Here is a 10222-nt window from a genome sequence, read left to right as displayed (position 1 = left end):
ATCTTCGCTGCCGTCTTTCCAGCCAAAGCCCCGCCAGATGAACGGAACGCGGCCAAGCCCGGCCTTGTCCAAGGCTTCGGTGAACTCGGCATGGCGGAAGCGGTCGCCCACGATGCAGGCCGGGGTGATGCCGTCCAGCTTGCGGACGATTTCGGCCATCCACGGGCCAGGGGGAACCGTCATTTCACCCATAACGGACAGCTCGCCGCGATCCTGCATTTCCGCATAGCGCCCGGAGACGCCATCAGACGCGCCACGGTCGGCCAAAGTCGGAAAGGCGGGGAATGTGCCCAGAGCCTCAAGACGGCCTGTCTCGGGCCAATACATGGCCGCTGCGGACATGGAACGGCTGCCACCCAGATCCACGCCCAGGATGCAGGGACCGTCACGCGCAGGCAGATCGTCGGGGTTCACTTCCGCCGCCAGCCATTCGTCCACGGTGATTAGGACGCTGCGATCTTCGGTCGAAACACGTTCGTTGCGGTTCAGGTTGCGGAAGCTGGACAGGGCAGAACCGCCCCGCGCAATCGCCCGCCGTGCCTGCGCCACCAGCCATTCAACCGACGAACCGATGCCCTCAGTCGCGCCGGGGTTGGCTGCCAAGAGACTTTCCAGATCGTCAGCCGGCAGGCCGAACGCAGGTCGATGTTCCTGGACGTAGCAACCGGGCGGGGGTTCATCCAGCCAACGGGAAAAGGTGTTTGCGTCGTCAGGGGCCGAGGTGCTGATGATTAGCGCCCGGCCATCGCGCTTGCCCAGACCGGACAGGATCGCGTTTTCCAGATCGTCGCCCTTGGCACGTTCCCATGCCGCCCGTTCGTCCATGAGCGCCAGCGTCGGTGCCCCGCCCAGGATGGATTTGCCATCAGCTGCAATGACACGGGCAAGCCCGCCGCCGTTGCCGTCATATTCGACTTCCAGCTTGGACCCGCGCCGGATCGTAAATTGTTCCTGGTCGTCCTCGGGCAGTCCCTCGATGAACCCGACGAGGAACTGAAACGCTGTGCGCGCCTGGTCACGGTTGCGGGCGGCAAAGATGATTTCCCGTTTGGGCTGGTCGTCCCAGATGCCCATGAGCGCGGCCAGTGACAGGCCCGCCGATAGCGCGGTCTTGGCGTTGCCGCGTCCGATGGACAGGACGCCGACCATCACGCCCTCGGCCAGTGAGCCGCGCACGAATTGCCGCTGAAACTCGGCCAGCTTGAGCGGCTGCCCGGCCATTTTCCCCTCGGGAATTTTCAGGGTTTCGAGGAAGGCAATCGCCAGATCAGCAGGTTCGGCCCCGGATTTTTCAGGAAGCGAGAAATGAACATTCAGTCCCCGGTGCCCTGGTTCTGACGTTTCTGCGGGATTGGGACCATTTCGCCCCGCTGCGCCCCGTTGTGCTTTGCGCCCTGGATGCCCCTGCCGTGCCCGCTTGTCGGCCTGTGCAGCCGCCTCAGAGCCGCTCACAAGCCCGTCCTTGCGGGGTCTGCCTCGGGGCTTGCCCGTGGGTTTGTAGCCGCCGCCCATCAGATGCCGATGCGCCTGTGACGTGCTGCGATGCGGGTCGCCGCGATGGACAGTCCTTGCGGTGCATCGGTCAATCCACGTGCGTCATACATCATCGCTGCATGGTCGATGACTGCCAGCTGTAGATCAGCGGGGATGCTGGCCGGTTCACCAAAGCCTGCGGGATAGGTGATGCGGATCGCAGCGCCGATGCCATCGCCAGTGAGAGACAGCACGGGGAAGCGTCCGCAGTCCATCCAGAAGCCTGCCGGGTGCGGTGTGGCGTTGCCTGCCTCGTCCAGCAGTTCGACAGTCACGGGATGCTCAGCCAGCCCTTCCACCCAGAACGGGCCAACGGGCAGCGGGATGCGCTTGCACCATGCGCGCAGCGTGACAGTGACGGATTGGGCCAGCAGGGCGATACCGCAATGCGCCTCAATCTCAGATGCCGCTGTGTCGATCAGCATGGCAATGCCAGCGTCGTCGTCGTCGCCGTCGATCCGGGCACGGTCTTTCACCTGGTCCAGCGTGACAGCGGAACCGGTGGCAATGGGGGTGCGGGTGTGAGACATGACGGGCAACCTCGGTATCAACGATACCGAATGATACCACACTGCCAAAATCAGCGCAACGGTATCTTTGGTATCAGATGGTATTGGAGATGCCGCAGGAAAGGTGCGCAATATTGCACAGGCTACTAATAGATAACCTCCCCCTCTATGCACCGATCATGGCTGATTAGACGGCTGCGGCGCGATTTTGGCCTGCGGCCCGGTGGTATGGACGGCCACACCTACGGACGCGCCATCGATGGCCTTTGGCAAAATCAGCCTGAGGCGAAATCTGCCAACGGGCTGTTGATGATGATTGCCATGAATGAGGTTGCGCGCCCTGGCCTTTCCGCCTGCCGGCGGGCGCAAGCGCCGGATCAGGCTGGAGGGTGAACAGGGTTCAGAGGGGATGAACAGGGTTCAGGGGTCGCCGTCGAAGAGCAGGCAAGGGAAGGGGGGAGGGTGTAGGTTATAGATAGGTGATCGATTTCGACCACCCTTCCATCATGTCCATGAGAACAGCGCGGCGTTGCCAGTGAAAGCCTTGCGGACTTCCTTGATGATGCCTGCGCCGATCAGAGCTTTGCGCGCATCCCGCAGACTTAGCTTCCCCGCCCCAAAAGGACGGGGGGAGAGTTATCTATTAGATAGCCTGTGCAATATTGCGCACCCTATGCCCACTCATAGACGGTCGTGCCGTAGAAGCTGGACGCGCGGTGCTTTTCCTTGATGATGCCTGCATCGGTCAGAGCCTTCCGTGCATCCTGCATCTTCCGCAGCGGCCACACGCCATCGGGCATGTCGTGGCGCATGTCGTTGGCGATCTGGAAAGACTTGAGGCCCCCGGCCCGAACCTTGAGGCGCAAGAACAAGGCGCAGGCATACGGGCCAAGCGCCATCACCTGATTGAGCTTGTCATGCCCCTCCATGAAATATCGCCCGGTGCCGACAAAGTATTGCCCTTCGCCGATCTTGCGTTGCGTCCAGTCGTGAACGCTTTTCGCCACATTGCGGATTTCGGCATCAGTGAATGCGTGGCCGCTGGTCCGATCAAGATGCTGGTCTGCGAAGGTCTGGGCCACGTCGATCAGGGTTTCCAGATCGTCAGCGTGTCGCGCCTGGTTGCGAAGATAATCTAGTAGGGCTTTGTTGCGACCGCCTTGCTGGATCAGCTGGCGCGCTTGCTGGTCGAGGTTGGCCGCAGGGCGCAGCTTGTGAAGGTCAGCCAGCCCGCCGCGGATGAATTGATAACGGCCCTTGGTGCCCATCGACGGCGGTGCGATCACCAGCCCGCCGGTCCCGAGAATATCCACCGGCACGGACGGGTCAGGACGGATTTGCCGGGACTCGCCATTGTGGAGATACCAAAGATGCGTGCCGCCGGATGGGGTTCTGACCATGATAGGCGTTGGGCCATATCGCTTTTCAGTATCGCGTCGCAGATCCTCGTCGGGGCTGTCGATGTCGATCGGCATGATCTTTGTGCGCGCGCCCGACATGAATGCCAGCGCTTCGGCCTCGGGAAAATCGAGGGACCATTGGTGCGACAAATCGCTGCCCGCTTTGGTGAAGCCCTTCACCGCGGGGCGCTTCCCGTTCATAGGAAATGTCGGAATGTTGTGTGAGGCGTAAATTGGCTGGTGTTCAGCAAAGATGCCCAAAGCCGTTATCCCTGTTAGCACCTTGGGGGATATGCCTCTTGCCGAAAAGGTCAGTGTGGTCTAATCTCGGCTTACTCATAGAAGCGCCCACCAAGGCAGTTTCGATTTAGAAACCCGTTCCGGATTTGCCCCCGGAGCGGGTTTCGCTCATTTCAGGCTATGCCTAACTTACGACGATACCCCTAGATACCGCATCCGGCAAGTCAGTGCATCGCAAGATGTTTCTGGCAGCCCCCATCTATCGCCCCCCGAACAATCTAGACCACAAGCCGCGCCGCTGCATTTCAGTGAGCGCGCGCACCTGGTCGGCCAGAGCTGCCAGCTTGGCATCGGTTTCAGCCTGTCGCTTTTGAGTGTCCTCGATCTGCGCCAGGACGGCCGGTGCGGGGGCTGGGTTGTCGGTAGGGTTGTGGTCGGGGTTGCCGCTTAGAACCCGCCGCGCAGCTGCCGCCAGAGCCTCGGCCGCAAACTCGGCTTGGGTCTTGCCGGCCTTCTTTGCAGCCTTGTTCAACAGGCTGCGAAACTCGGGGGTGAAGTCATCGCCCTTGAGGGTGAGAGTTGGCCGGGTATCGCGTTTGGCGCCGGTCATTTCTCAAGCCTAGCCACGCGGGCTTCCAGATCAGCCAGACGATCGGTCACGGTTGGGCCAGCTGCGCCCCCCTCATAGTCATCTAGGAACGCTTCCAGCTTGCCCAGAAACTCGGGGTTGTCTCGCAGGTGCCCCCCGAGGCGTTGAAGGGTTTTCCGGGCTTCCTCGGGTGCGCGCACGTTGATTTGCGGGGTGCTCATTGTGGTGCCCTTTGCCCAAACGTGTCTTGGTATCGCTTGCGATATGCCGCCGCTGTCGAGGGCAGGGCGAAGTGACGACGAGCCTGTCGCCATGAACGCCCCAGGTCGACAACCTCGCCAGCGTCAACCAGCTTGCGCAGCGCCCGGCGAACCGACGACGCTTGCGCGCGGCTGATGGGATTCACGCCATAGGCCCGAACCCCTATCGTGATGGTGTCTAGCAGCTTGTCGGGGTCGCTCTCGAAGACGTCGAGAATAGCCCGCTGCAGCTTTCCATAGCCCTTGCTCATAAGTGTTGCATTTAGTGCCGTTATTCTCAGAACGCAACACTTAAAGAGAAAGCAACCCTCGTCGGGGTGCCGTGCGGGGTGTTTTCGCCTTTTAGGGTCGGTCGCGGGTGTAACGGGTCTTATGACTCGCACCCCATCAGCAACCCGCGCAGGTCGAGGTTGTGGGCCAGCCACTGCAAATTCTTGCAGTGAGCCGCCGCTATCTTGGGAATTCCCAAGATGCACCCCGCGCCGGGTTGTCGGTCGGGTTGTCGCGTTCCCGAGCTTCCGCCCAAGCCAGAAACGCCGGGTCGCGGTAGTCGTCGCGCCCGGTTTCGTCGGTGTAAGCCTTGCGCAGATCGTCGCGCAGCTTCCGGTGTTTGTGGGTCCATCCCATAGCAGAGTCCTTTCAAGGTAAGTGGTCCAGTGACCGCCTTGCCTTGCCGCGCCATCCGCGCCATTCCGTGGGTGCCATGAGTTGCCGTGAACGACTAATTTAGAGACCGTCGAACGTCTTAGCTGATATAAGCATAAGGCAACCCACCTAGCAACCCATGAGGCAACCCCATGTCTGAGAAAGAGCATTTGCAGGAGTTTCGCGATAACTTGGTGAAGCGCCTTGCCACCCTTGTCTATCGCGGCACCTCGGCCACCAATGAAGAGTGCATCAGTGAGATTGCGCGGGTGAAGGCTGCCCTTGATGCCGTCGATTTCATCATTGCCAATGACATTCCCAAGCCCCCGCCCGTAGATCCTACGTTCATGGTCATTTAACGGCACCCCTTGCAGCAACCCGCGCGGCAACACGTGAAACGGTCATAGCCGAAACGCCGCACAGCCGCGCGGCTTTCCTTTGAGACATTCCCCCGGCAAGTGCCGCCTCGATGCGGGCGGTTGTCTTGTCGTCGGTTTTCGGTCTGCCGCCCTTTGGCTTGCGGCTGGCGATCTGGTCACGCAGCAAGGCAACCTCGGCCTGCAATTCAGCGATCGTCGCCGTCTGGTCGTGGATGATGCTCCACAGCGTTTGCTCGTTGTCCATCCGGGCACGCCCAAATTCCACCCAGGCCGCCTTGCCGCTTCCCGGCCCTTGGCTTGGCGGGATGCGATAGGTCGTCACGTTCACGCTTTCCATCGGGTCGGATTTCATCGCCTAGCCTCGCGCTGCCTGTGACTGTAACATTATGCACTGTTACGCATTGCGGCGCAATCTATGTTTGGCCGATAGGATGCCTCTCAGAGCCTCTAGGACGCTACAGGAGCGCCGTTACACCTATTGTGGTGCCGTTCCCTTGCCAGATAGTGCTTTGCCCGTCAGCGGCCCGGAAAACCGCCTGTTTGAAAAGGCCCCGGCACCGTGAGGATGCCGAGGCCCATTGCCCTGACGCGGGCTGCGCACATGCACGTGCGTTGACTGTCCCCGGATTGCGCCGTGACAGCCCGCGCCGCGCCCCCCAGTGAAAAAGGGCCGCGCCTTGACGGGGTTTTCGGCCATTCCGAGCCGGGCACTCACCGTCTAATCCCAGATGCTTCGCGTGACGGACAGTCCGCAGGGCGCATCCTGGCCCTATGTCGCCACGCCCCCCTCGCACAGCAGCTCAAACCGCAGGCCATCATCGGACGGTCGCAGGGGTTCGCGGATGTTGTATTCGGTGCCGTCGATCAGGACGCGCCATTCCGGGATGATCTTGGCGGTCTGGGTGTCCTGTCGGAACGTCAGGATCACGGGCTGCCGGCCTTCCAGCCTGGACGCCATCACCGTTTCGCTGCCGCGTAGATAGGCGATATTGCACCAGCGTTCGCAGCGGTCGATCCATGTGCCGACAAAGTTGCCGAAACCATCGTTGACCATTTGCTGCGATTGGAACGTGGCGCGCTTGCGCATCCGCCCCGGCTTCATTCTTCGGCCCAATCAATGAAGGCCAGCGCGTCGGCTACGGTCTTGTCGTCCAGCCCTGCCGCCTTGGCCTCGGCCATCGCCTTGAGCATCACGCCCAGGGCGCGTGCCTTGCCGCCGTGGTCGAACGCCTGCGCAGGTCGCACAACGTCGATTGCCACGGTCGCGCCCAGCTTTTGGGTCGCTTCCTCGGCCATGAGATTTGCAACGGGTTGCAGCACGATCTGCGCCAGGTGCCGCTGCGCCTCGCGGACCATCGGCCCGGTTGTGCTGCGGTTCATCAGGCCGGGCAGGATGCCGAACGCGCCGAAAACAGCATCCTTGGCGTCGGCCAGCAGCTTGTCGGCCAAGGTCTTGTCCAGTTGCGGTGACAGCTGGTCAGGTGCCTTGCCAAGTTGCGGGTGCATCCCTGCTGCGACGGATTGCGCCACGCCCTCGATCACCAGCGTTGCACCACGCCGCCCCCGGAAGCCGGATCGCAGCGCGTCCATGTCATCGGCGCTGCCCTCGGGAACGGGCACGATCTGCGAACCCAAGGGGGCATCGCGGAAGGTGTCACGCAGCGCGCTTTCCAGTTCATGCAGCAGCTGCGCCGACAGTGGCGCGCGGCGCAGGGGGCCGGTGCCGGTCCACGGGGTCGCCGTGTCGCAGCCAATGCGGAAATGCAGCACCTCGGGGGCCAGGACGGTTTCAGCCCGCCCGCCGCCCGCCTCGGGGATCATCAGGCGATAGGCGCGCGGATCGCCGTTCCGGGTCGAGATGTCCCAATCGATCGCCGGAACCAAACGGTCGCGGATCAGAAACACAGCCTCGCCCCGCAGCGCCAGAGCGCGGCCAGCAAGCGCCATGTCGCGCCGGGACAGCATGTCGGTGCCCGTCACGTCAGAGAGGCTTAGGCAGCCTTCCCAGAGGCCCACAGAGGTCTGCACAGCTGCCGTCAGTTCGCCCAGGTTGGATGCGCCCGAGATCCAGCTTTCCCGCGCCGCCATGATCGCCGCCGTATAGCCGGGGGCAATGGCGCGGGTTTCGTGATGTTCCCCCACTGGGGGAGAACGCCGGAAAATATCCATCAGGCCCATGTCACGCCCTCCAACGGTTCAGGGGATTGACCAGGCCCCGATACGGTTGCCGGTCCTGGTGCGTTTCCCATGCCCGTGCCTCGATCTGCGCGGTTGGGTATGCAGGCCGCGTCACGGCGGACAATTCGCGGAGTGATGCGCTAGTGATCGTTCGCACGGTGTCATTGCCCCGCCGTTCGATCCTTTCGCCCCCTGCCAAGACCTGAAAACCGGGTGACAAACCCCTGATAAGGCCCCCGGCATGAGCTGCCAGAAAGTCGCGCGACCAGCTGGTGCCGCCGTCCAGTTCCGCACGGATTTCCAGCGCGTCGTCGGTGTCGCGCAAGGACAGGGTGCCCGCCGTGGTCGATGCCAAGGGGCGGTTGTAGTCGTGTCCGAAAAGCAGGTGGATTTCGCCACCTGCCTCAATGCGATCAGCAAAGGCCCGAGGGGCGATAACCTCACGCCGCCCCGGTGCCAGTTCGGTTTCCGCGTTATACGGGAACCTCGCCACAAGACGGGTTGCCCCGCCCTCGGCCCGGATTTCCAGCTGCCCGAGATTACCGCCCCACAGCATCTTAAGCCCCGATGCCGGTCAGGATGCGGATCTGCGAACCGCGCGCCACGGTGACATCAGCCGTCAGCAGGCCGGTCAGCCGCAGACCGCCATTCTGCGCATCGGTGTAGGGGTCGCGGATCATGTCCAGCCCGCCCCAGATGCCCAGGAACGCCGGGGGGATGCCGCCTGCCGAGGTGGTCAGGATCGCCGTGCCTGCGTCCAGCTGGTTTGCCAGGGCAATGTTGCCAGCCGGAACGTGCTTCACCAGGCGGTCCCATTCCGAGACAGCCGTTCCCGCGATCAGCGCGCCGTCCAGCTCGGCCCAGATTTCCGGGTCAAACGCCATGTTGACGCCCGATGCGCTGGTGATCTGGTTGGCCTGCATGAACGCCACGACCTCGGCCCGGAACGCTGCCCAGGATGCAGCAGCACCCACAGCGGTCGAGGTGATGCCATAGGTGGCCGCGCCGGGGATGATGCCCAGAGGTTCGCCGCCCGTGCCATCGCCCATCAGCACCGCCCGGTCCAGCTCGGCACCGATTGCGCCGTTCATGTCGCGCCGGATCGCCTGTTCCAGCCCTTCACCAGCCTGCTTCAGCGCCTTGCGGGTGATCCGCATGTGAGCGCCCAGGGTGTGGTCGGGGGCCAGCATCCGTTCGGCAGTCTGGAACGGGTTGGGGCCGGGCACGTTCGCGCCTTCGGTCGGTGCCCATCCGGCAATGGCGCCAGAGGTTGCCACAGGCCATTCCACGCTGCCTTGAGCGATGTTGACGGTCTGGATGCCGAGACGCGCGGCCACCGATGCCGGGAACAGGCGGTCGATGATCGGGCGGGTCTGCACGGGGTTGGGCACGTCAGCCGAAACCGTGTTGCGCAGTTCCAGCGCCGCCAGGGGGATCGGGATACCGCGATAGCCGCCTTGGCTGCGCATTTCCGCGACAACCTCGGCAGTCTGGCCCGACAGCGATTTGCCCTCGTCCAGAGCCAAGACGATCTGGCGCAGCTCGAAGCCCGCGACCAGTTCGGCATATTGGCGGTCGGTGCGGGTTTCCAGATCGGCCCCGGCTTCGCGCCGTTCGCTATCCTCGGCGGTCAAAGCCGCGCGATAGCGGATTTCGTTCTGCCGGTATTCCGCATCCAGCGTTTCCATCGAACGGGTTTCGTCGGTGGTCGGGGTTTCCTTGCCGACCAGAGCCGAAAGGGATTGGCGGATTTCAGACTGCCGCCGTTGAATTTTGACACTATCCAGCATGGTGATACCTCATGTTGCCGGGTTGGGGTTCGTCGCCAGATCGGCAACAGCTCGCATCCACGCCTTGCGGTCGTGGGTGACGATTGGCGCGGGGTGTCCGCACTCAATTCGGGTTTTTCGGGTGTGGCAGGGGCTGCACCTGGTGGCGCAATTTGCCACGTCAAAGGCCAGATCGGGCCGGGTGCGGACGGGCTTTACATGGTCGATTTCCAGCCGCCCACGGGTCTGTCCGCAATCCACGCAGGCCCATCCATCGCGTTCCAAGACGATCTGGCGCAGCACTTGCCAGCGTTTGGTCGAGGTCACGCGCCTGCTATGCCGGTGATAATCGTTACTCACAGCCATGCCGCCCTCGCTTTCCGGGTCGGGGCTGCCAGCATCCGCGCGCCTTGAGCGATGGCCAGGACCGCCGCCGCCGCCGCGTCGATCCGGCCCAGGGCACGGCCTTTCGCCAGCTTGGCGTTGCCTGCCGGGTCGATCAGGGTGATTGCGTCAGAGAATGCGAACCGCAGCAGCAAGGACGGGGTGGTTTTCACCTGCCCGTCAAACAGCGCGCGCCGGAACCGTTCGATATCTTCGCTGCCGTCTTTCCAGCCAAAGCCCCGCCAGATGAACGGAACGCGGCCAAGCCCGGCCTTGTCCAAGGCTTCGGTGAACTCGGCATGGCGGAAGCGGTCGCCCACGATGCAGGCCGGGGT

15 protein-coding genes and 1 pseudogene are annotated in these 10222 nt (G+C 63.0%); 2 read left to right on the top strand and 14 right to left on the bottom strand.

What is annotated here, in order from left to right:
• Together ACFQDM_RS13725 and ACFQDM_RS13720 are read right to left on the bottom strand one after the other, a co-directional pair.
• A partial coding sequence (locus tag ACFQDM_RS13725) for a terminase large subunit domain-containing protein (protein ID WP_377379949.1) occupies positions 1 to 1452 on the bottom strand: 1452 nt, incomplete at its 3' end.
• Between the two features lie 59 nt (positions 1453 to 1511).
• Positions 1512 to 2063 carry a head-tail connector protein gene (locus ACFQDM_RS13720; protein WP_377379947.1) on the bottom strand — a complete coding sequence of 184 codons (552 nt, stop codon included), beginning with the start codon at positions 2061 to 2063 and terminating at the stop codon, positions 1512 to 1514.
• A 147-nt stretch (positions 2064 to 2210) separates the two neighbouring features.
• Here ACFQDM_RS13720 and ACFQDM_RS13715 point away from each other — a divergent pair, with 147 nt between their 5' ends.
• A complete protein-coding gene (locus ACFQDM_RS13715) occupies positions 2211 to 2435 on the top strand; it encodes a hypothetical protein (protein ID WP_377379945.1) in 225 nt (74 codons plus the stop codon).
• Between the two features lie 278 nt (positions 2436 to 2713).
• Here the strand turns inward: ACFQDM_RS13715 and ACFQDM_RS13710 are convergent, their stop codons facing one another.
• From ACFQDM_RS13710 to ACFQDM_RS13690, 5 genes are all read right to left on the bottom strand, one after another.
• On the bottom strand, positions 2714 to 3724 hold the full coding sequence (locus ACFQDM_RS13710; protein ID WP_377379943.1) for a bifunctional DNA primase/polymerase: 1011 nt from the start codon (positions 3722 to 3724) through the stop codon (positions 2714 to 2716).
• 217 nt (positions 3725 to 3941) lie between these two features.
• The gene (locus ACFQDM_RS13705; protein WP_377379941.1) at positions 3942 to 4292 is read right to left on the bottom strand and encodes a hypothetical protein; all 351 of its coding nucleotides are present in this window, start codon (positions 4290 to 4292) and stop codon (positions 3942 to 3944) included.
• Positions 4289 to 4492, bottom strand: a complete 204-nt coding sequence (locus ACFQDM_RS13700; protein WP_377379939.1) for a hypothetical protein — start codon at positions 4490 to 4492, stop codon at positions 4289 to 4291. The genes ACFQDM_RS13705 and ACFQDM_RS13700 overlap by 4 nt, the downstream gene beginning before the upstream one ends.
• Complete coding sequence (locus ACFQDM_RS13695; protein WP_377379937.1) at positions 4489 to 4782, bottom strand: hypothetical protein; 294 nt, start codon at positions 4780 to 4782, stop codon at positions 4489 to 4491. Before ACFQDM_RS13695 ends, ACFQDM_RS13700 begins: the two co-directional genes overlap by 4 nt.
• 199 nt (positions 4783 to 4981) lie before the next feature.
• A complete protein-coding gene (locus tag ACFQDM_RS13690; protein ID WP_377379935.1) occupies positions 4982 to 5158 on the bottom strand; it encodes a hypothetical protein in 177 nt (58 codons plus the stop codon).
• A 170-nt stretch (positions 5159 to 5328) separates the two neighbouring features.
• Between ACFQDM_RS13690 and ACFQDM_RS13685 the strand changes: the two genes are divergently transcribed.
• Entirely contained in the window at positions 5329 to 5535 is a 207-nt protein-coding gene (locus ACFQDM_RS13685; protein WP_377379933.1) for a hypothetical protein, read from the top strand.
• Here ACFQDM_RS13685 and ACFQDM_RS13680 read toward each other — a convergent pair.
• From ACFQDM_RS13680 to ACFQDM_RS13650, 7 genes and pseudogenes are all read right to left on the bottom strand, one after another.
• A complete protein-coding gene (locus ACFQDM_RS13680; RefSeq protein WP_377379931.1) occupies positions 5528 to 5908 on the bottom strand; it encodes a hypothetical protein in 381 nt (126 codons plus the stop codon). The genes ACFQDM_RS13685 and ACFQDM_RS13680 overlap by 8 nt on opposite strands.
• 417 nt (positions 5909 to 6325) lie before the next feature.
• Positions 6326 to 6643 (bottom strand): phage head closure protein, encoded by a 318-nt coding sequence (locus ACFQDM_RS13675; protein WP_377379930.1) that lies wholly within the window; start codon positions 6641 to 6643, stop codon positions 6326 to 6328.
• Between the two features lie 11 nt (positions 6644 to 6654).
• Positions 6655 to 7734, bottom strand: a complete 1080-nt coding sequence (locus tag ACFQDM_RS13670) for a hypothetical protein (protein WP_377379928.1) — start codon at positions 7732 to 7734, stop codon at positions 6655 to 6657.
• Position 7735: 1 nt separating this feature from the next.
• A complete protein-coding gene (locus ACFQDM_RS13665) occupies positions 7736 to 8290 on the bottom strand; it encodes an HK97 family phage prohead protease (RefSeq protein ID WP_377379926.1) in 555 nt (184 codons plus the stop codon).
• 1 nt (position 8291) lies between these two features.
• Positions 8292 to 9524: a phage major capsid protein gene (locus tag ACFQDM_RS13660; protein ID WP_377379924.1), complete on the bottom strand. Its 1233-nt coding sequence runs from the start codon at positions 9522 to 9524 to the stop codon at positions 8292 to 8294.
• A 9-nt stretch (positions 9525 to 9533) separates the two neighbouring features.
• On the bottom strand, positions 9534 to 9869 hold the full coding sequence (locus ACFQDM_RS13655; RefSeq protein ID WP_377379922.1) for an HNH endonuclease: 336 nt from the start codon (positions 9867 to 9869) through the stop codon (positions 9534 to 9536).
• Positions 9860 to 10222: pseudogene (locus tag ACFQDM_RS13650) on the bottom strand (terminase); the annotation flags it as partial. The gene ACFQDM_RS13655 and the pseudogene ACFQDM_RS13650, both read right to left, overlap by 10 nt.

It is taken from the genome of Ponticaulis profundi (assembly GCF_042659465.1).
GTDB lineage: Bacteria > Pseudomonadota > Alphaproteobacteria > Caulobacterales > Hyphomonadaceae > Ponticaulis > Ponticaulis profundi.
This window is presented reverse-complemented; position numbering and strand designations above follow the sequence as displayed.